The sequence below is a fragment of the Stutzerimonas azotifigens genome (genome assembly GCF_013522725.1).
GTDB classification, from domain to species: domain Bacteria; phylum Pseudomonadota; class Gammaproteobacteria; order Pseudomonadales; family Pseudomonadaceae; genus Stutzerimonas; species Stutzerimonas azotifigens_A.
The window spans coordinates 151580-173043 of sequence record NZ_JAAMRF010000012.1; the positions used below are offsets into that span (position 1 = coordinate 151580).

Below are 21464 nucleotides of genomic sequence, written 5' to 3' on the forward strand. Positions count from 1 at the left end.
CCGGGATAAAGGCAGGCATTGAAACAGGCTCCGTCTGCGCGGCTGTGATCACATCGAATAGGTTTTGCGGAACATGTTTTTGTAGTGGTCTTCGACGCTGATGACCGGGTACTTGGGTGACTCGCCGGGTGCCAGGCAGGCCTGGATGCAGGCGATTTCGTGGGCGATGTTGCCGGAGTAGAAATAAGGCACCGAATAGCGCTCGTTACCCGAGACATTGACCACGCGGTGCAGGGTCGATTTGTACAAATCGTTGGTCCAGCGCGCGATCAGATCGCCGAGGTTGACCACGTAGGCCTCGGGAACCGGTGTGGCCCAGATCCAGCCATTGCGCTCCTGATCCCACACCTGCAACCCGGCGTTTTCATCCTGCAACAGCAGAGTCAGGCCACCCCAGTCGGTATGCGCACCACAGCCCTTCTCGCCCGGTGCCGCAGTGGTCGGCTGCGGTGGGTAATGCAGCAGGCGCAGCGTGGTCATGGCGTCCTCGCAGAACGCGGCAAAGTGCTGCTCCGGCAGGCCCAGCGACAGAGCCACGCCCTGCATCAGCAGGCGAGCCACTGACTCCAGTTCCCGCTGGTAGGCCTCCATGGTTTGGCGAAACTCGGGGAGGTCTGCCGGCCACAGGTTCGGCCCCTGATTGAATTTGCCAGCCAGCACATCGGGATGATCCAGCGGCTTGTCCTGGCCGATGTAAAAGCCTTCTTTGACGTCCGGTGGCGCGCCGGCTTCGAGCACCTGATTACGCAACGGTTCGTAGCCCCGATTGGCCATGGAGAGTGACTTGTCGACCTTGCGCTTTTCTTCGGGCGGCAGAGCAAACAGCGTGGCCGCCTGGTCGATCACCTGCTGCTGCAAAGCTGCCGGTACACCATGACCGATGACGTAGAAAAAACCTTTGTCACGACAGGCCTGGCCGATTTGCTGACTGACCCGGGTGCGTTCGATCAGTGATGCCGAGCGCAGGCCCGAGATGTCGATAACTGGAAGCGTGGTGGCCTGCGAGGCCTCCAGAGGTGACGGTGCGAGTTGGGCGTGTGCCATGTGAGCGACTCCTACTTGAATGGGCCGGAGTGTTATCTGCTCAGGCAGAGCGCGGAAAGCATCGAATATCGCCAGGCCTGATGCCTTTTTGGCAGCGCTAGCCAAGAGCCCCGAACTGACTGGCCTCGTGCCGCTCGCGACGCAAAATCTCGTCGGTGAGAATTCTGGCGAAGGCATCCACGGCAGCCGGAATGTAGCGGCCGCTGCTCATGTACAAGCCCAGGTCGCAGAAAATACCGCCGCTGTCGGTGAGCGGAAGCATCTTCAGTTCACCGGCGGCCACCTGCGCCTCGATGCCGAACGCGGTTTGAAACGCCACGCCCCTGCCGCGCACTACCATCTGCTTGGCCAGTTCAAGCGATGCGGTTTCCAGGCGGGTCCTGCCGGAAAAATGGGCGGATTTGAGCAGTGGCGCGAGTCGTTGCCGCGTCGAGATTTCCGGCTTGCTGAGGATCAGGTCGTAGTCGGCGCAGGCGCCAAAACTGACCTGGCTTTTATCGGCCAACGGGTGATTGGGCGGCACGATCGCCGCCAGCCGGAAATGCCCCAGGGCCAATTGCTGGAGCTGCTCGTGTTTAGGCAACGCGAAAGCCAGACCCAGGTCCGCCGCCCCGGAGATGATCGCCTGCGGAATGCCTTGCGAGCCGGAAACGGTGACACCGACAGACACCCGTGGATAACGCGCGTGCATGTGTTCGAGCACGGTGGGTAACAGGTCCACAGCCAGGGTCTCGGCAACGATCAATTCGACATGCCCTGCCCGGATTCCTTCCATGGCTTCGAGTTCCGAGCGCAGCCGTTCTACGTCGTGGAGCACCACACCGATATGGCGTGCGAACAACTCGCCGGCGGGGGTGAGTTTCAGTCCGGAGCTCAGCCGGTCGAATAGCGGCGCACCGATGTCGTCCTCCAGTTTGAGGATCTGCCGATTGACCGCCGACGAAGCCACGTTCAGGCGCCGGGCCGCTTCGCGGATCGAGCCGCAGTGCTGAACCATGTCGAAGTAGCTGACCGACACCGAATGAAACCGTAACCGCCGAACCATGGTTTTACCTGACTTCCTAACTTCGAAATGTTGCCCAACGCGGATTCTTTTCGCGCCAGGAAAGTGCATCGAGCTGCCGCTGCGCACCATGCCAGAGCGAAAAACACGCCCGCCAACTGCTGAAAAAATTCGTCTAAAAACTGTCCAGGCAGTCAACTACGAGGCATTGCGAGCATTTTTCTGATCGCCTCTTCGCGTTGGCACAAGACGTGCTTTAGCGATGCCGAGACTGGTATACCAGATTGTATTTCTGAAAAGCCAGCAATGTGATCAACCGTAATGAGGATCGGCGATGTCCGCTCAATGGAAGCCCCTGATAGAACACAAAGGTTACCTCCGCCATTTCTGGCACCCGGTGTGTACCTTGAGCGAGTTCGAGAAAGCCAACGCATCCGGGCATGGCCCGATGTCGGTGAAGCTGCTGGGAGAGAACCTGGTGTTGGCCCGTCTGGACGGGCAGATGATGGCCGCCGATGACCGCTGCGTGCACCGCTCGGCGCGCCTGTCGCTGGGGAGCGTGTGCAAGCACCAGGGCAAAGACACCCTGCAGTGCCCCTACCACGGCTGGCGCTATAACGACGCCGGCGAATGCACGCTGGTGCCGGCCTGCCCCGACCGCCCTATTCCGCCGCGCGCAAAAATCGCCAAATACGACTGCGCCATTCGCTACGGCATCGTCTGGGTGCGCCTGGACAATTCGTTCGACTGCACCGAAATCCCTTACCTGGGCGATTGGGACAGCGAAGGCATGAAAGTCGTGGTGGCGGAGTCGTATGTGTGGGAAACCTCGGCCGAGCGCCGCTGGGAAAACTTCACCGACTTCTCCCATTTCGCCTTCGTTCACCCCGGCACTCTGTACGACCCCTTCTTCGCCAGTCACCCCACGGTAAACGTCGATCGCAGCCACGGTGAACTGCGCTTTCAGCTGGCGCCGCCCAAAGAGATGTACGAAACGCTGCCGGAAGAAGCGCCCATGGGCGACTTCACCTACCGCTGCTCGATGCCGTACTCGGTGAACCTGGAAATCAAACTGTGGAAGGACGATTCCAAATTCATCCTCTGGACCACCGCCAGCCCGGTGGACGACAGAACTTGCCGCAACTTCATGGTCATCGTGCGTACCGAAGACCAGCAGCCCGACCACGTGCACCTGGCTTTCCAGAAACGCGTGCTGGAAGAAGACCGCCCGGTGATCCAGTCCCAATGGCCTATCGAGCTCGATAGCGCCGAACTGTCGGTAGTCACCGACAAGATCTCCATCCAGTACCGCAAATGGCACCGCGAACTGTCGCAAGCGGCGCTGGTCGGCAAGGACGAATTCAAAGCGGCCCTCCTCAGCGAAGTGCTCGAGGAGCGTTAAGGCCTACACCCATGGGCCAAGCGCCCTTTCGAAGCTACGTTTTTGCAGGAGCAGTACATGAAAAAGATGTTCAAGTTGGGCTGTGCCGGGTTGGGTATCCAGGCGTCGTCGCGTGAGAACCCGGTGTCACTGACCGAGTTGCCGATTCTCGAGCAATTCAAACTGGTCAAGGAAGCCGAGGTCTGGGACTTCATCGATCGCATTCCCAACAACCGCCAGGAGCTGGACGAGTACATCAAGGGCAGCCAACTTTACGACCTGCCGGTGCTGTCGGGGAGCGGCCTGTACACCCTGGGCCTGGATGATCACCTGATCAAAGAGAACATCGACCTGACCGTCGAGGTCGGCGGCAAGTACCACAATTTCATGATCTGGGCTAAGCACAAGGACCGCCACTACGTGACCAACGAAGAGGTCGCCGAGTGTTACCTGGAGTCGTACGAGTACGCGGAAAAAGCCGGGGTGATCATCACCTTCGAAAACCATGTGGACATGTGGTCCGAAGACTATCGCCGGGTCTCGCAAGTAGCCGATCTGGTGGAAGCCCGCGGCGCGAAGTTCAACGTGGCCATTGACTACAGCCACTGCATTTTCAAGATTGAAAACGAAGTGGAGCACGCCGTCTCGCAGATGCGTGGCGACAACGATGCCATCGCCAAACTTGACCCGTTCAACGACGACAGTTACGCGGACGAATGGCTGAACCGCAACCTGGTGCACTGGGCCCAGATGCGCCCGGCCGCGCCTAACGGCCCGCTGAACTGGTGGGGCTTTGAAACCGGCCCTTGGGATGCCAAAGGTATCGACCGTCCAGGGCGCTCCATTCAGTACCCGTTCCGGCGTCCTGCCGAAGGCGAATGGCATACCGACATGTGGCATGCGCACAAGCTGGCGTGCACCAAGGAAGTCACCCGCAAAGTCATCGATGCCTACCTGCAAAACCCCGCTACCAACCTGTCGCTGATGACCATCGACAACATCAACCTAAACGCCTACGGCCTGGGCTGGATGTACAACATGTTTGCCGACAGCTGTGCCTACGCGCAGTTCGTCCGCGAGTTGTACGCCGAGCGCGCGGCTGTGCACGAGGCGCGCAGCGCCAAGTCGGCGGCTGAATTCGTTGCTCAGTACCGGGCGTAATACCTCCTCTGCGCTTGGCGTCGTCACGGCGCCGCCAAGCCTTGTACGGGCCACCGTTATGTTAAAAGAAAACAGCTTTGTCTACGACGACTGGCATCCGGTTGGTGCGCTGGCCGAGGCCGTCGTTGGCAAGCCATGCCATACCCGGATTCTGGGTCAGGCCATCTGCTACACCCGCACCCCCGACGGGCTGATCGCGCACCTTGCCGACAGTTCTCAGCCGCTGAAAACCTTGATCGTCTACGGCTTGCTCTGGGTGTCGTTGTCCGCGCAACCACGCCGAATTCTGGCCATTCCCGAGTTCGAAGAAACGGACCGCCGCGTCGTCAGCGCCGGCTCGATCCGCGTTGCCACCTCTGGGCTGCGGGTGGTGGAAAACTTCCTCGACATGGCTCACTTCCCGTTCGTGCACACCGATATTCTCGGCGCCGAACCGCTCACCGAAGTGGCCGCCTATGACGTCGAGATCGACGAACAGGCTGATGAGGTGCTGGCAGTCAATTGCCGCTTTCCGCAGCCCAAGGGTTCGGCGGCGGCCAGCGAACCGGTGGAGATGCAGTACGTGTACCGCATCGCCCGCCCCTTTATCGCCATCCTCTACAAGACTTGCGTCATCGACGCCAATCGCCTGGATGTGCTCGGCCTGTACGTGCAGCCCGTGGATGAGGAGAGCTGCATCGCCCACACGATCATGTGCTACCTCGACGACATCAACACCGACAAGCAGCTGCGCGACTTCCAGCAACGCATCTTTGGCCAGGACATCATGATTTTGCTCAATCAGGTGCCCAAGGGCCTGCCGCTGGATCCCCGGCACGAAACGCCCGTGCGCGCGGATGCACTGTCCAGTGCCTACCGCCGCTGGATCAAAGCACGCAACGTCACGTTCGGCACCGCTCGCTGAGCCGTATTAGCAGGTAATCAGATATGGGTTCGTTACATCAGGAATGGCATGTGATCGCCAGCTCCGAAGACCTTCCGTTTCGCCACGTGTACCAAACGCGCTTGCTCGGTCAGGAGCTGGCGGTCTGGCGTGACGACAACGGTGTTGTAAATGTGTGGGAAAACCGCTGCCCGCACCGCGGTGTACGCCTGAGCCTTGGGGTGAACATCGGCAACCAGCTGAAGTGCCAATACCATGGCTGGAAATATGAAAGCGGCTCGGGCCATTGTGCCTTTGTGCCCGCTCACCGCACGGCAAAACCCAGCGCCGCCTGTGTGCGCACCTTCCCCTGCGCCGAGGTGGACGGCCTGGTGTTCGCCCAGCTCGAAGCCCCGGTTGGCAACGCCAAACCCGGGAGACAGCGTCCGCTCGGTGCCGCGCTGTCCACCAATTTGCGCAGCCATCCAGTGGCAATGAACGCCAAGGCCGTCGTCGAGGCCATCCAGCAGGCCGCCCCCTCGTTCGCGCCGCTGCTGGGAGAACAGGCCGACCGCGTGCAAACGCTGGTAAGCGGCCTGAGCATTGACCTGAGCTGCGCCGGGCTGCTCGACAGCGTGCGGATTTTTGTCCAGCCGGAATCGGACTCCAAGGCCGTGGTGCATGCCCGCCTTTACGCCGCTGCTGCCCTGCCCCTGCAACGCAAAATCGTCTTTACCCAACTGCTCGACGAGCTGTTTGCCCGCGTACTGCAAAGCCCCACGCCAGCGCCGACCGCGCGGCTTATCGCCTCGGACGCGGTGCCTCTGAAGACTCCCAACCCACCCGCCGCCGATAAGCCGGGCGAGCCGTTCTCGTGCACCGTCATCGCGCGCCAAAACGAAACCCCGGACATCGCTTCGTTCTGGCTGAAACCGGATGACGGGCGGCTGTTGGCGCTGGAACCGGGTATGCACGTGAGCCTGACCACGCCCTCTGGCCACCTACGCCAGTACTCGATCGTCAACACGCCTGACGAGCAGGATGTACTGGTGATCGGCGTCAAACACGAGCCGCAATCACGCGGTGGCTCGCGCAGCATGCACGTGGATGTTCAGGTAGGCACCCAGGTGCAGCTGACGCTGCCACGCAATCAGTTCCAGCTGCAGCCGCCGGGCCGTCACGCCCTGCTGATCGCCGGTGGCATCGGGGTCACCCCGATTCTGGCCATGGGCCTGCATCTGCAACGCGCCAAGCGCCCGTACAGTTTTCATTACCTGGCGCGCAGTGAGGAACATGTGGCCTTTACCCAGCGGCTTGCCGCGCTCGGTAAACAAGCGACGATCTACCTGGGCCTCGATATCGAAGGCACGCAGCAGACATTGCGTGAATTGCTCCAGGACCGGGAACCGGCACGGCATGACGTCTATGTCTGCGGGCCGCAGCCGATGATTGATCTGGTCGTCGAGCTGGCACGCGAAGCTGGCTTTGCCAGCGAGCAGATTCACTTCGAGTACTTTGCGCTGGCCCCCAGCAGCAAGCCGCCGGCTGCCGAGTCGGGCAGTTACCAAGTGACCATCAAGTCCAGCGGCAAAGCCTTCACCGTCAGCCCCGGGCAGACCCTGCTGCAAGCCTGCCTCGATCACGGGGTAGCCATCGATTACTCCTGCGAGCAAGGGGTATGCGGCGCCTGCATGACCAAGGTGGTCAGCGGCGAACTGCAGCACGGCGATGTTTATCTTTCGGCCAAAGAAAAAGACAGCGGCACGTTGATCATGCCGTGTGTATCGGGTTGCCGCTCTGAAACGCTGATTCTGGATATCTAATGGGTGTCTGATGTTGAAACTTTACGATTACGAGTTATCCGGAAACTGCTTCAAGGTGCGTTTGCTGCTATCGATTCTGGGCGTGCAATACGAAACCGAAGTGGTCGAGTTCCACCCGGGGCGTGAACATAAGCGCCCTGCATTTCTGCGCATCAATCCTATGGGTCAATTACCAGTTTTGCAGAATGGCGAAAAGATCATTCGCGACTCCCAGGCCATTCTGGTTTATCTGGCATCAATATTTGATCCGAGTCGCAAATGGTATCCGCTGGATCAACCGGAGGTGTTGGGTGATATCCAGGTGTGGCTGGCATTTGCCGATAGTCTGACCGGATCACTTTCTGCCGCACGTTTACATGAGTTGTTCATGTATGACTTCGACGCCGACGCCTGTCGCGCGCGTGCTCAAACATTATTGGAGGTGATGGATAAACATCTGTGGATCAATCGCCAACAGGATTTCAAGTTTCTCTGTCCACTGGCGCACGCGACTATTGCCGATATTGCCTGCTTTCCCTATGTGGCCATGGCCGATGAAGCCGGGCTTTCGTTGCAGGATTATCCCTCGGTGCGTCTCTGGCTGGATGAAGTCAGACGTATTCCAGGCTTTACCGTAATGGCCGGCATATTCCCGGCCGGCAAACCCTGATTACTCTTATCGTCAGAACATCAAAAGACGTGGCTACTTGCCCCGCACTATAACCATAACAGCGGTTCTGACAGCACGTTGCCCTACCACTCTGCCTTGTTACACCACTTAGTAATCAACAGGAGTTTTGCAGATGGTCATATATACCCCGCCTTCAGTGGCCAAAAACATTCCGGTTATCGATCTGGCGGACAGCTTTTCCCACGATATCGAGAAGCGCAAGGCAGTAGCCTGGGAAATTCATAAGGCGGCACGGCAGACCGGTTTCTTTTATATTAAAAACCATGGCGTACCGGTAGAACTGCAGAAAGCGCAGTTTGATGTAGCCAAGGAATATTTCAAAACGCCGCTGCACGAAAAAATGTTGGTCAACTCGAAAAACTCCAGTTGCCTGCGAGGGTATGAACCGATTGCGGCGCAAATTCTCGATGAAGGTTCGCCGCCCGATCTGAAAGAAGGGTTTCTGCTGGGTCGCGAGTTGGACGACGCACATCCGCACGTTATTCGCAAAACACCCTATCACGGCCCGAACCAATGGCCAGCGGGCAACCCCCGTTTCCGCCAGCAGACCGAAGACTATATGCGCTACATGGAACTGCTCGGTCGCAAGATCGTCCGCTTGCTTGCCCTGTCGCTGCAGTTGCCCGAAGACTTTTTCGACCAGGGCCTCAAAGAGCCGATGATCATTACCCGCATGCTGCACTACCCCAGCCAGCCGGCCGATGCCCGTGAAAACCAGATTGGCGCCGGTGCCCATACCGACTGGGGCCTGATTACCTTGCTGCTGCAGGATGAAGTCGGCGGTCTCGAGGTGCGCAATGCCGACGGTGAGTGGCTGAAAGCGCCGTTTATCGAGAACACCTTTGTGGTGAACCTCGGCGATATGGTGCCGGTGCTCACCAATGGCCTCTATCACTCGACCATGCACCGCGTGTTCAACTCCAAAAAAGACACCCCGCGCTACTCGGTGCCAACTTTTTTCGACCTGGATTACTACTACGAAGCCTCGGTGGTGCCCACGCTGCGCAAGGCCGATGAGGTCTATCCGGCGCCCATCACTGTCGGCGGTCATATCGCGGCTATGTTCGACAAGACCTTCGGGGTCAAGAAAGCCACGGCATAACGCGCCGACAGCGGAAAAGGCCACTAGCGAGTGGCCTTTTTCATGCCTCGCTTTTGGCAAGGCTGAACCGGGCGGATAACCGCCCGGTGTTGTTTTAGAAATACACCTTCACAATCAGACTGGTCACATTCTGATCGGTGTCGAATGCGCGGGTGTCTTTGATCGCGTATTTGTTTGTCCAGTTGTTGTACTCGACCCCGGCGTAGAAGCGCTTGGGCTCATAACCAAAGTGCTTGCCCAGGTCATATTTGATCTGCGGGTTGAACAGCAGATTACTGTGATACGTGCCTTTATTATTGACCACCCAGTCCATATAACCATCGATCACCACGTCGGAGCGGCCGATCGGAATGGTATACGACCAGACCGGCGTGATTTGCCATTGCCCACTAGGTGCTACACCGCCGTCTGGTTTGCGGTAGTAGAAGTTAAGCTGGAAATAATCGAAACCCGGTAGATCGAGATCAAAGCCCGGGCCGAGCAAATAGTTAACCTGATCGTGCGTTCCATGCTTTTCGTTTTTATCCCATTCAAAACTCGACGCAATCAATACGTCCTTGACGGGACCGAACGACAGTTTGCTATCAAACACTTTGCCCAACGAAAGTCGCGGCGCCAATTCACTGTAAATGGAATGGTGTCCATCATTGTAAGTACCACCGCCTGGGTACCAATTGTTGTCCATAAATAAATACACATCGCCCCACGACCAGTCGCTGGCATGTTCGAAGGTAATGGTTTGTACGGTGCGTGCATCCACCTTGAACTCTTTGCCGTATTGATAAGTGAGACTTTCGCTGTGCCAATTCATATCGGCATGCGATACCGATGGCAAACACGAAAACCCCAAAAAGCTTGCTGCAAAAACAGTGGACTTATTGTTAACTTTCATCTTATCCCCCATATATAAAGCTGATCGAATAGTCAGCATTTACATATAGCAAGTAATGGGCCAATAAATGCACGAATTGCGCAGACTTTGCAGGAGTTTACAAGCTCTTGAAATGCATTTTTGCTGCTATTGGGGGCGGTTTTTGGTGTGGTGAAGTAATTTAGTGCGTGTTTTTTTGTATTATTAAATGCACTTACCAAGGTAACTATCAGCGCAAAAAAAAGCGACCTATAAGGTCGCTCTAGTGTATTACCTGCCCCCTGGTAGCTATCAAGACAGGTAGCGTTTCACTTAATTATCACCAAACAATCAGAGATATCAGTTGGAGTGTTGACCAATACCCTCGCCAGTCGCGGCGTCGTTCTGCGGTTTTCTCAAACCGATACCGTTGAAAAAGATATTCAAGGTGATCGCGACAATTGCCGTGAGCAGAATCGGGCTTTCCAGGATCGGCCCCAACGAGGAAGGCAACTTGCTGAAAAAGTGCGGCGAGACCACGGGCAACATGCCCACCGCCAGGCTTATGGCGACGATATAAAGATTGCCGACATTCTTGAAATCCACCCGGCCGAGCACCTTCATGCCACTGGCCGTAACCATGCCGAACATTACGATGCCGGCACCGCCCAGCACATAGGGCGGAATCGACGCCACGAAGTAGGCCACCTTGGGAAACAGACCCAGCACAATCAGAATCGCCCCGGCCAACGCGCACACCCAGGGGCTGCGCACGCCCGTGATGCTGACCAGACCGATATTTTGCGCATACGAGGTGTACGGGAAGGTATTGAAGATGCCACCCACCGCCGTGCCGAGGGCATCGGCACGAAAGCCACGAACCAGGGTGCGTTCATCCATGGGCTTGTCGACGATCTCGCCCAAGGCAATGAACATGCCTGTCGACTCGATAAAGGTCACCAGCATCACGATGCACATGGCCGCCATGGGCCACAAATGGAACGTCGGCATACCGAAATGGAACGGCAGGATCACACCGAACACCGTGGCGTCCTCGATGCCGTCCAGGCTGACCAAACCTGCGCCAGCCGACAGGGCAAAACCGAATATCAGGCCCAGCAACACCGAGATGTTGTTGAGGAAACCCTTGGTGAAACGAACGATCAGCAAGATGCACAGCAGTACCGCACAGGCGATTGCCAGGTACAGCGGGCGGCCGAATTCGGCGTTGCCAAAACCACCGGCGGACCATGCCGCGGCAACTGACATCAGCGACAGCCCCACCGCGACAATCTCGGTACCTGTGACCACCGGCGGAAAGAATCGCAGCAGCTTGCCCACTAGAGGTGCCATGGCCAGGCCGAACAAGCCGGCAGCGATGGTGGCCCCAAAAATAGCCGACAAACCAGCGCTGGGATCGGAGCCGATGGCGATCATTGGGCCGATGGCCGTGAAGGTCACGCCCATCATCACCGGCATGCGGATACCGACCGGCCCGATACCGATGGCCTGGATGATGGTCACGATCCCGCAGGCGAAAAGGTCGGCATTGATCAGAAAGGCGATGTCGGTCTTGGACAGACCCAGCGCCGCGCCAAGCACCAGGGGAATGGCCACTGCCCCGGCATACATCACCATCACATGCTGGCACGCCAGCAGAAGCATGCGCAGGTATTGCGCCTTGTTTGGAGCCGAGATTGTCTTCATAAAACCCTGCACTGGTGGCTGGGACGGAGCAGTCCGCGCTTCCTGCGAACGTCGGCGGGGTGCCCCCGCCTCGCGGCCTGATCCGTCATCACAAAGGTCGTTGGTCGAATCCTGAAATATGACCAGTTTTCATTACTGGAGTACCAATATTGAGCAACTGGTATACCAGAGCGATGACAAAAAGCATTCTCCATGCCAGATCGACAATTTGTCTTATTGGTCAGGTTACTCGCGGTGAATTTTCTGAAAAGGCGTGACCCACCACGGGGAATATGCCCCACATACGATCGCCAGACCGCTACCCATCCCCAAGATGGTGCTCAGTGAAGGCGGATAAAGGCCTGTGGTAGACTTCGCGGCTGCGAACGTCTATTGATAGCTGGTGCCATGCTCACCCAGAAAATTGTCTCTGCCATATCGGATGCGATCTACCACCGGCGCTTGCCGCCAGGCACAAAGCTAAATGAGCGGGATATTGCGGAGTTGTTCGATGTAAGCCGGACGGTGGTCCGGCAGGCGCTGATCCGGCTTTCGCAGGATCGCCTGGTGGAGGTGTCACCCAAACGCTCGTCATCCGTGGCCTGCCCGACCTTCGACGATGCGTACCAGCTCTACCAGATGCTCCTGGTACTGGAGAGCGGTGTGATTGACCAATTGACCAAGTCGATCACCCAGAACGAGCTGGAGATATTGCGTGCCCACACCCTCAAGGAGCAGGCCGCGCACCAAGCCCACGACCATGATCTGGGCGACAAACTGGGCCGTGAGTTTCACTCGCTGCTGATCTCGTTCCTGAAGAACGACATTCTCAACAACATCCACAACCAGCTGCGCCGGCAGGAAGCGCTGATCAACGCGCTATACCGCTCGGGCTTCGATTACTGCCAGCTGCGTGACGAGCACACCCGCCTGGTGGATTGCTTCGAGCGCCGCGACGCGGCGTCTGCCAAGAACCTGCTGGCCTCGCACTACAACCTGGTGATCAAGGGTTACAAGTTCAACACGACGGTGCCGCCGGATATCGACCTTAAAGCGGTGCTGGGTCTGTAACCCGACGCGGGAGAAGCCTTAACTGCCTCTCCCGCCCGCGCTGCCTACAGCTTGAACCCGCCCATCTGCCGCGCCAGGTCGTCGGCCAGGCCGCTCAAGGTGCGGCACTCCTGACGACAATCATTCACCTCCCCCGCGGTAGCACGCGCCAGATCGGAAATGCCTTGTACGTTGCGGTTGATCTCCTCGGTCACCGCCGACTGTTCCTCGGTAGCGGCCGCCACCTGATGGTTCATGTCGCTGATGCGGTTCACCTGCTCGGTGATCGCCTCAAGTGAACGTCCCGTGCGCTGGCTGGAGGCAACCCCTGTCCCGGTAGCCGCCTGCCCCTTGTGCATCGAAGCCACAGCGTTTTCCGCGCCCTGCTTAAGGCCGGCGATCATGCTCTGAATCTCGTCGGTGGACAGCTGCGTACGACGCGCCAATGTGCGTACTTCATCCGCCACCACTGCAAAGCCGCGGCCCATTTCGCCGGCCCGCGCCGCTTCAATCGCTGCGTTCAGGGCGAGCAGATTAGTCTGTTCGGAGACGCCACGGATCACTGCCAGCACTTGGTCGATGGAGGCCACTTGCCGGGCCAGCTCGCCCACCGCGCCCGAAGCCGTGCCGATATCGTCAGACATGCTTTCAATATGGGAAATGGAGCCGCGCACCACCTCTCGGGCCTGCAACGCCTCCTCCCGAGCGCCATGCGACGCAGAAGCCGCACTGCCGGCGTTGCGCGCAATCTCCTGCACCGTCAGCCCCATTTCATGAACTGCAGTGGCCACCATCTCAGTCATTTCCTGTTGGCGGTCGGCACGCGTGGCGGTGTTGTCCACCACCTTCGCCACTTGGCCAACCGTGGAGCGCAGCCGCTCGCTGGTATTCAGCACGTCCGCGATCATCTCGCGCTGGCTGAGCAAAAAGCGGTTGAAGCCACGGGCCAGATCCCCCAACTCATCAGCACGGCTGTCATCCAGGCGATGGGTAAGGTCACCGCCGCCGCTGCCAATTGCCACCAAGGCACGGGTAACCTGCTGGATAGGCTTGACCAGGCTCTGCGCCAACCAAACCACCAATGCCAGACACACCAGCGCCACACCCGCACCGATCAGGCTGGTCAACCACAGCGCCTGGTGCGCTTGCGCATAGATTTGTGCTTCCGGCACCTCAGCGACTAACGTCCAATTCAAATCGCGCAATGGCAAGCTGATCGCCAGATAGGGCTCGCCCTCGCGCTCGAAAGCCGCCGATGACAGCGCAGACTTGCCCAGTACGGCCCGTGCTGCCGGTGCGCCAATCTGCTCGGCGAGTTGGCGATCACCGTTCAAATCGGTTTGCGGATGGATCTGAATCAGGCCGTCGTTGCGCACCAGGTACACCTTGCCGCGCTCGCCGAAACTGAAGTTTTTGATCAGAGTTGAGAGCTCGTCCATGCGCAAACCGAGGCCGGCAACGCCCAGCAACTGACCAGCTTTTTCCACGCGCAGATCGATAAACAGCGTGAGGGCGCCGGTATTGCCGTCGGTACCAATTTCGACGACACGGCGCTGCGCACTGTCGAGGAAACGGTAATACCAGGCGTCTTGGGCGTTAGCGCGGCTCAGCGTGCGCTCCAGCCCCTTTTCACTGTAATGGCGACTGGTTGCCGAAGAAATCACGAAAGCCGTGGCGGCCTTGTGCTGCTCCAACACTCCACTCAGGTAGCTGACAAAGCGTGGTAGATCGGCACCATTTTCGCTCTCCGCCAACCAGTCGCGCACCATTGTGTTGCTGGCAATATCGTCCGCTGCCGTCAGCGGTTGCATCAGAATTCGCTCGATTTTCGATAATTCCAAGCGTCCGCTTCTGGCCCAGAGTGTGTAAAAACACTTTCGCATCTTGGGTGCCTCAGCCCAGTGTTCCTGGGCGAGGCGGTTTCCCAAGCAAATAGCCGCGATCAGCGCCAATAGCGCGTCAGAGCGTTTATGAAGCGCTTTGGCACCTCTTGGAGCAGCAAAAGCTGGGGCTTTTACGCCGTCATCGCCTTCAACAGGCCTTCGGTGCCGATGATTTTCATCACCCGTTTCAAGTTGTAGGCGAGCACATTCAAGCTCATCTCCGCACTCACCCCGTTCAGCTTTCGGGTCAGGAAGTGCGTTGCGCCCATCCATTGCTTGAGCGTACCGAAGGGATGCTCAACAGTCCGTTTTCGAACCCGCATCATCTCTGGTGCTTGGTTCAACCGGCGCTGCATTTCCTCCAGCACTGCTTCATGCTCCCAGCGCCTTACTCGACGATTTGTGCTTGGTGTGCACTGGGTTTTCAGCGCACAACTCTGGCACTTAGAACTCCAGTAACAGTGCATATTCATGCCTTTCTCAACGCTGGAGAATCGCCAGATCAGTGCCTCTCCCGCCGGGCAGGTGTATTCGTTTTTCGTCGGGTCATACACGAAGGCATCTTTATTGAATCGGCCATCAGCCTTGGCGCTTGAAGTCATTGGCTTAGGCACGTAGGCCGTGATGTTTGCGTCGTGACAGGCAAGGATCTCTTCACCCTTGAAGTAGCCTCGGTCAGCCACCACGGACAGCGTTTCTGCGCCGATGGCTTCACGAGCCTGCTTCGCCATTGAACTGAGTTGGTCGCGGTCTGAACCGCTGTTGGTAACCTCGTGAGCAACGATCAGGTGGTGCTGCGTATCGACAGCCGTCTGCACGTTGTAGCCGACGATACCGCTGCCGCGCGTCATCATCGAACGGGCATCCGGGTCGGTCAGCGAAACCTGTTTATCAGGGGAATCGTTGAGCTGAGTTTCGATCCCTTGAAGCTCTTTCATATGCGCTTTTAGCTTGGCAATCTTATCTTCCAGGCTGGCAGTGTCTGGCGCGGAGGCGCTAGGAATCTGTCGATCAGCCGCATCGAGCACAGCCAAATAACGGCTGATGCTCGCCTCGATTTCTTCCATACGCCGCTTCAGTTTGGCGCTGGTGAAATTGCGGTCACGGTTGTTCACTGCCTTGAATTTGCTGCCGTCGATGGCAACCAAGTTTTCGCCAAACAACCCCAACTGCTGGCAGAGCAAAACGAACTGGCGGCAGACGCCGCGAATGGCCTTGCTGTTATCTTTTCGGAAGTTGGCGATGGTCTTGAAATCGGGCATCAATCGCCCGGTTAACCACATGAGTTCGACGTTGCGCTGAGCTTCTCGCTCAAGACGCCGGCTCGATTGAATGCGGTTTAGATAGCCGTAGATATAGATCTTCAGCAGGATCGAAGGGTGGTAAGCCGGTCTTCCGGTTTCGGCTGGAATGACGCCATCAAAACCTAGCGTGGCTAGGTCGAGTTCATCGACGAAAACGTCAACCACCCGAACCGGATTGGTATCGCTGACGTAGTCGTCGAGGCTTTCGGGAAGTAAGGTGCTTTGACCTCGGTGTTCACCCTGGATAAACCGTTTCATGGGCGTCCCATACGCTGAGATTCTCGGAAATCATAGCAAGGGTTTACCGGTGCGTTTTTACACACTCTGGGCCGGTTAGCGACGGCCTGACTTTGGCCGTCGCTAAACATGGTCACACTTCGGTCTGTTCCGCCATTTCCAAGGCGTCATCGACCTCAATTCCCAGATATCGAACGGTGCTCTCCAGCTTCGTATGGCCGAGCAGCAGTTGAACGGCCCGCAGGTTCTTCGTCCTGCGATAGATCAGTGATGCCTTCGTGCGTCTCATTGTGTGAGTGCCATACATGGCTGGGTCAAGGCCAATGGCTTTCACCCAGCCTTTGACGATACGGGCGTACTGACGAGTGGATAGATGGTCTGAGTTATGCAGTCGACTCGGGAACAGGTAGTCCTCGCCGCGGAGCTGTACTTGATGTATCCAAGCCGCGAGCGCCGCCCGAGTTTGCTCAGTGATCTCGAACTGCACTGGCCGCTGTGTTTTCTGCTGCATCACTATTGCTCGTGATGACACCTGCTCACCATGGGCAACGTCCCGCACACGGAGCTTGGTTAAGTCGCAGGCTCGAAGCTTGCTGTCGATGGCCAGGTCGAAGAGAGCCAGATCCCGAGTTCTTTCTGCAATTTGAAGCCTTACTCGGATGGCCCAGATATCTCTCAGTCGGAGTGGGGTTTTCTGTCCGACCAGTTTTCCTTTGTTCCAGGGCTGGCGGCTGCAGGTAGCGATGATGTTCATAGCAAGTCCTCCACGTGTGGGAGGACAAGAATGGCTAGCCTGAACGGTGGTCGCTAACCGGCCAATAAGTGCCGCACAAATCCCGGCGGGTGCAGATTTCCGGGCGGTTTGCGCCAGATCAGTTGGAGACGCTTTTCAAGCCCCGGGATGGGAAGAGCTACCAGCGCGCCACTGCGAACTTCGTCTTGTACTGCGGAAGCCATCACCAACGACACGCCGAGTCCCGCCCTGACTGCTTGTTTGACTGCCTCGGTGCTGCCTAGCTGCATACCGCTGCGAGGCACGCCCAGCTCGCCAAAGTATTCGGTCAGAAGCCGTCCGGTACCGCTACCCGGTTCACCTCCCAGCATCGGCAGGTCCACCAGACGATCGCGTTCTATGCACCCTGCTTCAGCCAGCGGATGGTCGGGGCTGACGATAAGTACCAGCGGCTCGACCCGCCAGAGGCGGTGTTCGAAGTCGGGGTGAGGTAGCCACCATTCCATGATCGCGGCGTCGAGCTGGCCCGCCAGTAGCTGGTCGGCCACATCCGGGTTGGCGGCGATGCGCAGATCCACCTCGCCCCTCTCATTTGCGGTCGTCAGATAGCTGCGCACGAATGGCTGGAGAAGGTAGGTGCCGATGTTGGAGCTGGCCCCGACGCGCTCACTATTTCCATGCAGGGCTTCTAGCGCCCGGGCGTGCATGTCGAGCAAGGCGGTCGCATGCGGCATGAAGGCCAGCGCACGTGTGGTAGGCTGGCAGCCGCTACGACTGCGCTGCACCAGCGTTACGCCGACCTGCTCTTCAAGCTTCTGCAAGTGCTGCGACACCGTCGGCTGGGCCAGCCCCAACGCCCTCGCCGCGCTCTGAAAACTGCCTGTTTGAACGATCGCTACCAGGCTCTTCAGCCAGACCGGATTCAACATGCGGCAGGCTCGGCCTGGGGCAGACGGTTCGCAGCGTTGATTGGGCGCGCACCTGCCAACGCCTGGATGATGCTCTGCGCTGCACAACGTTCAATCTCCAGGCGCACCGCGCGCACTGCCGACCCTATGTGCGGAGTGAAGAGCGTATTCGGATGCGCGAGCAGCGCAGGATCGATCAGCCGCGGCCGGTCCGCGCGAGCCCAGTCTTCCATTTCGAATACATCCGCCGCATACCCGCCGAGCTGGCCTCGCTCAAGCGCCGCGAGCACGGCGGCTTCATCCACTACCGAACCACGACAGGGGTTTACAAGCAGAGCGCCCGGCCGTACGAGGGCAAGCAGCTCGGCGTTGACCAGATGCTCAGTATCGGCATTCAAGGGAAGCGCCAGCAGGATGAAGTCCGAGCTGGCGAAGAGTTCGCTGCACGCCACCTGGCGCAGGCCGAGCCGTTGCTCGGTTTGTGTATCCAGAGCCTTCGCCTCGTGGTACTGCAGGGTCGCGCCCCATCCCTGCAAGCGCTCAGCCATGGCCTGTCCGATGGCGCCCATGCCAAGGATGCCGACCGTCGCGTTATCCAGCCCCGTGCCGTAGAACTGTGGTTGCCAGCCCTGGAACTCGCCAGAGCGGACGAACGCATCTGCTGCGCGCAGATGCCGCCCCAGCCCCACCGCCAGTCCGATCGCCAGCTCGGCAGTCGGGACCGTCAACAGATCAGGCACGAAGGTCAACCAGACCCCGCGGGCAGTACAGGCGTCCACATCGAAATTGTCGAAGCCCTTGAGCGCGCAGCCGACCACACGCAGCTCGGGGCAGGCTTGGAGAAATTCTGCATCGACCCGATCGGGCATGAACGCCATCATCGCCTGAGCATCGCGGCAGCGGCGCAGAATTTCCTCGCGCGTCAGCGTGCTGTCGCTCTGGTTGGTCATCAGCTCGCAATGTGGCGCCAGCAGTTGCAGGATCTCATCGTGTACTCGGTGAGTTATAACGAGTTTCGGCAGCATGGTTTGTCCTATTTGAAACGTTTGCGCAGCACGCCACTGAAGGCGTCTACTAGCGTGACCATGGCCAGGATGACCAGCAGGATTGCTGCAACCTCCTGGTACTGCATGATGCGCAGCGAGCCCATGAGTTCGAAGCCGATACCGCCGGCGCCAACCATGCCCATCACGGTGGAGGCGCGAAAGTTGTATTCCCAGCGGTAGATCGCCACGTCGGCGAACTGCGGAGTCACCTGTGGCAAAACCGCGTGCAGCAGCACTTGCATCGGCGTAGCCCCCGCCGCCCGAGCGGCTTCCACCGGCGCTTCGTCGACGTGCTCGATGGCCTCGGCGAAGAACTTGCCGACCATGCCGATCGAATGCAGACCCAGGGCAAGCACGCCCGGCAAGGCGCCGAACCCTACGGCTGCAACGAAGATGATGCCCATGATCAGCTCCGGCACCGACCGCAGGGCATTGAGCAGCACCCGGGCAACACCGAACACAAGGGGGTGCGGCGCCGTATTGCGCGCTGCAACGAAGGCCACCACCAGCGAGAACACCACTGCGATGGCCGTGCCGGCGATGCTCATCGCCAGCGTGTCGATCAACGGGCGAATCCAGCTTCGATAGCCCGAAAAGTCTGGCGGCATGGCCTCGCCTGCCAGGGTCGCGATGGAGGGCAGCCCGTTCAGCAGCGTGGTGGCATCGAGCAGCCCCACGTACCAGCAGGCCAACAGCACCACTCCGAGTACAATTGCCACCTGCCCCAGCTGGCGCCACCAACCGAGGCCGAAGCCTCGAAGGATGTGCTCGCGTTGCTCTGCAGGCAGCGCCTGCACGTCATGATGAGTAGACATATCGGTGCTCACATCGTGGCGAAGTCGAGGCCGAGCAGCGATCCCATGTTGCGAATCACATCGTAGTCGGCGTCGGTGATTGGCGCGAAGGCCTCGGCTTTGAAGTTGCGCAGCACTTCGGGATCGTCGATACCGACGAATACATCCCGCACCTTGGTTTTCAGCTCGGGGCTCAGGTTCGAGCGCATCGCCCAGGGGTATTGGGGATATTCGCCGCTGTAACCAAGTACTTTCACCTTGCTCGGATCGATTAGGCCACGTTCGGCTACTTGATTGAAAATTACCTCCGACAGCCCACCCGCATCGGCGTTTCCGTTCGCCACGTTGACGGCAACGGCGTCATGCGTGCCCACAAAATGTTGTTCGTAGTCCTGCCCACCCGTCAGCTCGGCCGTCTCAAGAAGCACGGTTTTGGGAATCAGATGGCTGGACGTCGATGCCCGGTCACCATAGGCCATCTTCTTGCCCTTAAGGTCGGCATACTCATTCACGCCTGACGCCACATTGGCGATAATCACTGAGCGATAGGTCGGCTTGCCGTCGATGACCATGGCAGCGAAGGGCTCGATGTCGCTTTTGCTTTTGGCCATGACGTAGGACAGCGGACCGAAATACGCCAGGTCGATACGGCCAAAGCGCATCGCCTCAATCATCGAGGAATAGTCGGTGGTTACGATCAGCTGCACCTTCTTGTCCAGATGCTCTTCCAGATAATCCTTCAGCGGCTGGTTTCGCTTGATCAACTCCGAGGCGTTTTCGTCCGGCAGCAGCGCAACCTTTAGCACATCCGGATCGGCATCGGCCGCTACGGCGGACAGACTTGAAACAGCGGACAGCAAACAGGTCAATAAGAGAGCGGATAAGCGTTTCATCGGGACATCTCCAGTGAAGGTGCGAGCATGACAGGGGTTTCAGCCGGAGCAGTTGCTGGCTGAGTCGTAGAGCGGCCTGCATAGATGCGCTCAAGCTGCGCATCGGTGAGTTCCGAGGGCGCGGCATCGAAAACGATCTGAGAATCGGCCAGCCCGACGACGCGATCGGCGAAGCGGCGGGCATATTCGAGTTGATGCAGCGAAACGATGGCGGTGATGCCGTCTTCCTTGCAGATGTCGCGCAGCAGTCCGAGAACACGGACCGAAGTGGCCGGGTCGAGACTGGCTACCGGCTCATCGGCAAGAATGATCGCGGGCTGTTGCGCTAGCGCACGCGCGATGCCTACCCGCTGCTGCTGGCCACCGGACAGTTTGTCCACCCGGCTTAGCGCCTTGTCTGCCAGACCGACCCGAGCGAGGCAACTGAGCGCAATCTCCTGATCGGCACGCGGCAGAGGAAACAGCGAGCGGAGCGTGTTGTGAAAGGCCAGCCGACCGGTAAGCACATTAGCCAGTGCGCTTTGACGTTCGATTAGCTGGTGGTGCTGAAAGATCATGGCGGTACGCCGACGATGCTGACGCAAGGCCGAGCCGCTGCCGAGCTCACCGAGCTCGCTGGTGACACTGCCGCGAGTGGGCGTGACGAGTCGATTGAGGCTACGGAGCAAGGTCGACTTGCCTGCGCCCGAGAGACCAAGCAGCACGGTGAACTCACCACGCCGAAATGCAATCGAGGTATCGCGTAGGGCTGTCACGCCGCCTGGGTAGACGACGCTCAACCGGTCGACCCGCAGCACGGCGTCCTGTATCGGATGGGGCGTCATTTGATCACCTTTCGCAATATTGCTGGCCGCACAATTGCGGTTCGCGATGCAAAGGGTAGAAATTCCTTGTTAACGCACTGCTTCTAAATGATGACATTTCGATGAATGCTTCGAATCTGCCGTAGCGGGGCGGCAAGCGAAGCCGTGGAAGAACGGGCGCAACGTAGCGTCTTTCTTCACGCGGGATACAGGAGGCTTTGATTGATACTG

Annotated in this window: 18 protein-coding genes and 1 pseudogene; 7 read left to right on the forward strand and 12 right to left on the reverse strand. The window is 58.7% G+C overall.

Translation table 11 applies throughout. The features are described 5' to 3' along the window. Positions 1-48: 48 nt before the first annotated feature. Together G7026_RS20780 and G7026_RS20785 are read right to left on the reverse strand one after the other, a co-directional pair. Positions 49-1044 (reverse strand): isopenicillin N synthase family dioxygenase, encoded by a 996-nt coding sequence (locus G7026_RS20780; RefSeq protein WP_017678255.1) that lies wholly within the window; start codon positions 1042-1044, stop codon positions 49-51. A 97-nt stretch (positions 1045-1141) separates the two neighbouring features. Beyond that, on the reverse strand, positions 1142-2089 hold the full coding sequence (locus G7026_RS20785) for a LysR family transcriptional regulator (protein WP_026088706.1): 948 nt from the start codon (positions 2087-2089) through the stop codon (positions 1142-1144). A gap of 292 nt (positions 2090-2381) precedes the next feature. On the opposite strand from G7026_RS20785, the gene G7026_RS20790 reads away from it, so the two are divergent. From G7026_RS20790 to G7026_RS20815, 6 genes are all read left to right on the forward strand, one after another. Beyond that, positions 2382-3449 carry an aromatic ring-hydroxylating oxygenase subunit alpha gene (locus G7026_RS20790; RefSeq protein WP_048328550.1) on the forward strand — a complete coding sequence of 356 codons (1068 nt, stop codon included), beginning with the start codon at positions 2382-2384 and terminating at the stop codon, positions 3447-3449. Positions 3450-3506: 57 nt separating this feature from the next. Then, a complete protein-coding gene (locus G7026_RS20795; RefSeq protein WP_017678252.1) occupies positions 3507-4589 on the forward strand; it encodes a TIM barrel protein in 1083 nt (360 codons plus the stop codon). Between the two features lie 58 nt (positions 4590-4647). After that, positions 4648-5493 carry an aromatic ring-hydroxylating oxygenase subunit alpha gene (locus tag G7026_RS20800; RefSeq protein WP_049310852.1) on the forward strand — a complete coding sequence of 282 codons (846 nt, stop codon included), beginning with the start codon at positions 4648-4650 and terminating at the stop codon, positions 5491-5493. 23 nt (positions 5494-5516) lie between these two features. Next, complete coding sequence (locus tag G7026_RS20805; RefSeq protein ID WP_048328549.1) at positions 5517-7274, forward strand: Rieske 2Fe-2S domain-containing protein; 1758 nt, start codon at positions 5517-5519, stop codon at positions 7272-7274. Between the two features lie 10 nt (positions 7275-7284). Continuing rightward, positions 7285-7923, forward strand: a complete 639-nt coding sequence (locus G7026_RS20810) for a glutathione S-transferase family protein (RefSeq protein ID WP_017678249.1) — start codon at positions 7285-7287, stop codon at positions 7921-7923. Positions 7924-8056: 133 nt separating this feature from the next. After that, on the forward strand, positions 8057-9046 hold the full coding sequence (locus tag G7026_RS20815; protein ID WP_048328548.1) for an isopenicillin N synthase family dioxygenase: 990 nt from the start codon (positions 8057-8059) through the stop codon (positions 9044-9046). A 94-nt stretch (positions 9047-9140) separates the two neighbouring features. On the opposite strand, the gene G7026_RS20820 is transcribed toward G7026_RS20815, so the two are convergent. Next, a complete protein-coding gene (locus G7026_RS20820; protein WP_048330399.1) occupies positions 9141-9938 on the reverse strand; it encodes an outer membrane protein OmpK in 798 nt (265 codons plus the stop codon). Between the two features lie 318 nt (positions 9939-10256). Continuing rightward, complete coding sequence (locus G7026_RS20825; protein ID WP_049310856.1) at positions 10257-11603, reverse strand: nucleobase:cation symporter-2 family protein; 1347 nt, start codon at positions 11601-11603, stop codon at positions 10257-10259. 387 nt (positions 11604-11990) lie between these two features. On the opposite strand from G7026_RS20825, the gene G7026_RS20830 reads away from it, so the two are divergent. Then, complete coding sequence (locus tag G7026_RS20830; RefSeq protein WP_121380339.1) at positions 11991-12653, forward strand: GntR family transcriptional regulator; 663 nt, start codon at positions 11991-11993, stop codon at positions 12651-12653. 44 nt (positions 12654-12697) lie between these two features. Here the strand turns inward: G7026_RS20830 and G7026_RS20835 are convergent. From G7026_RS20835 to phnC, 8 genes and pseudogenes are all read right to left on the reverse strand, one after another. Beyond that, a pseudogene (locus G7026_RS20835) lies at positions 12698-14458 on the reverse strand (methyl-accepting chemotaxis protein); the annotation flags it as partial. 188 nt (positions 14459-14646) lie between these two features. Continuing rightward, positions 14647-16077 (reverse strand): IS1182 family transposase, encoded by a 1431-nt coding sequence (locus tag G7026_RS20840; protein ID WP_077566290.1) that lies wholly within the window; start codon positions 16075-16077, stop codon positions 14647-14649. 112 nt (positions 16078-16189) lie between these two features. Beyond that, positions 16190-16810, reverse strand: coding sequence for a tyrosine-type recombinase/integrase (locus G7026_RS20845; RefSeq protein WP_003118388.1), 621 nt, complete (start codon positions 16808-16810; stop codon positions 16190-16192). 53 nt (positions 16811-16863) lie between these two features. After that, complete coding sequence (locus G7026_RS20850; RefSeq protein WP_003118389.1) at positions 16864-17718, reverse strand: LysR family transcriptional regulator; 855 nt, start codon at positions 17716-17718, stop codon at positions 16864-16866. Continuing rightward, complete coding sequence (ptxD, locus tag G7026_RS20855; RefSeq protein ID WP_003152798.1) at positions 17712-18722, reverse strand: phosphonate dehydrogenase PtxD; 1011 nt, start codon at positions 18720-18722, stop codon at positions 17712-17714. The genes G7026_RS20850 and ptxD overlap by 7 nt, the downstream gene beginning before the upstream one ends. Positions 18723-18730: 8 nt before the next feature. Continuing rightward, positions 18731-19558, reverse strand: a complete 828-nt coding sequence (gene phnE, locus G7026_RS20860; RefSeq protein ID WP_003298907.1) for a phosphonate ABC transporter, permease protein PhnE — start codon at positions 19556-19558, stop codon at positions 18731-18733. An 8-nt stretch (positions 19559-19566) separates the two neighbouring features. Beyond that, positions 19567-20430 carry a phosphate/phosphite/phosphonate ABC transporter substrate-binding protein gene (gene phnD / locus G7026_RS20865; RefSeq protein ID WP_003117866.1) on the reverse strand — a complete coding sequence of 288 codons (864 nt, stop codon included), beginning with the start codon at positions 20428-20430 and terminating at the stop codon, positions 19567-19569. Beyond that, positions 20427-21254 carry a phosphonate ABC transporter ATP-binding protein gene (phnC, locus tag G7026_RS20870; RefSeq protein WP_003117867.1) on the reverse strand — a complete coding sequence of 276 codons (828 nt, stop codon included), beginning with the start codon at positions 21252-21254 and terminating at the stop codon, positions 20427-20429. Before phnC ends, phnD begins: the two co-directional genes overlap by 4 nt. Positions 21255-21464: the final 210 nt, after the last annotated feature.

What these genes read in the sequence shown, in the direction of transcription:
- G7026_RS20780 (WP_017678255.1), bottom strand. Translation starts at nt 1,044, where the DNA reads ATGGCACACGCCCAACTCGCACCGTCACCTCTGGAGGCCTCGCAGGCC.
- G7026_RS20785 (WP_026088706.1), bottom strand. Translation starts at nt 2,089, where the DNA reads ATGGTTCGGCGGTTACGGTTTCATTCGGTGTCGGTCAGCTACTTCGAC.
- G7026_RS20790 (WP_048328550.1), top strand. Translation starts at nt 2,382, where the DNA reads ATGTCCGCTCAATGGAAGCCCCTGATAGAACACAAAGGTTACCTCCGC.
- G7026_RS20795 (WP_017678252.1), top strand. Translation starts at nt 3,507, where the DNA reads ATGAAAAAGATGTTCAAGTTGGGCTGTGCCGGGTTGGGTATCCAGGCG.
- G7026_RS20800 (WP_049310852.1), top strand. Translation starts at nt 4,648, where the DNA reads ATGTTAAAAGAAAACAGCTTTGTCTACGACGACTGGCATCCGGTTGGT.
- G7026_RS20805 (WP_048328549.1), top strand. Translation starts at nt 5,517, where the DNA reads ATGGGTTCGTTACATCAGGAATGGCATGTGATCGCCAGCTCCGAAGAC.
- G7026_RS20810 (WP_017678249.1), top strand. Translation starts at nt 7,285, where the DNA reads ATGTTGAAACTTTACGATTACGAGTTATCCGGAAACTGCTTCAAGGTG.
- G7026_RS20815 (WP_048328548.1), top strand. Translation starts at nt 8,057, where the DNA reads ATGGTCATATATACCCCGCCTTCAGTGGCCAAAAACATTCCGGTTATC.
- G7026_RS20820 (WP_048330399.1), bottom strand. Translation starts at nt 9,938, where the DNA reads ATGAAAGTTAACAATAAGTCCACTGTTTTTGCAGCAAGCTTTTTGGGG.
- G7026_RS20825 (WP_049310856.1), bottom strand. Translation starts at nt 11,603, where the DNA reads ATGAAGACAATCTCGGCTCCAAACAAGGCGCAATACCTGCGCATGCTT.
- G7026_RS20830 (WP_121380339.1), top strand. Translation starts at nt 11,991, where the DNA reads ATGCTCACCCAGAAAATTGTCTCTGCCATATCGGATGCGATCTACCAC.
- G7026_RS20840 (WP_077566290.1), bottom strand. Translation starts at nt 16,077, where the DNA reads ATGAAACGGTTTATCCAGGGTGAACACCGAGGTCAAAGCACCTTACTT.
- G7026_RS20845 (WP_003118388.1), bottom strand. Translation starts at nt 16,810, where the DNA reads ATGAACATCATCGCTACCTGCAGCCGCCAGCCCTGGAACAAAGGAAAA.
- G7026_RS20850 (WP_003118389.1), bottom strand. Translation starts at nt 17,718, where the DNA reads ATGTTGAATCCGGTCTGGCTGAAGAGCCTGGTAGCGATCGTTCAAACA.
- ptxD (WP_003152798.1), bottom strand. Translation starts at nt 18,722, where the DNA reads ATGCTGCCGAAACTCGTTATAACTCACCGAGTACACGATGAGATCCTG.
- phnE (WP_003298907.1), bottom strand. Translation starts at nt 19,558, where the DNA reads ATGTCTACTCATCATGACGTGCAGGCGCTGCCTGCAGAGCAACGCGAG.
- phnD (WP_003117866.1), bottom strand. Translation starts at nt 20,430, where the DNA reads ATGAAACGCTTATCCGCTCTCTTATTGACCTGTTTGCTGTCCGCTGTT.
- phnC (WP_003117867.1), bottom strand. Translation starts at nt 21,254, where the DNA reads ATGACGCCCCATCCGATACAGGACGCCGTGCTGCGGGTCGACCGGTTG.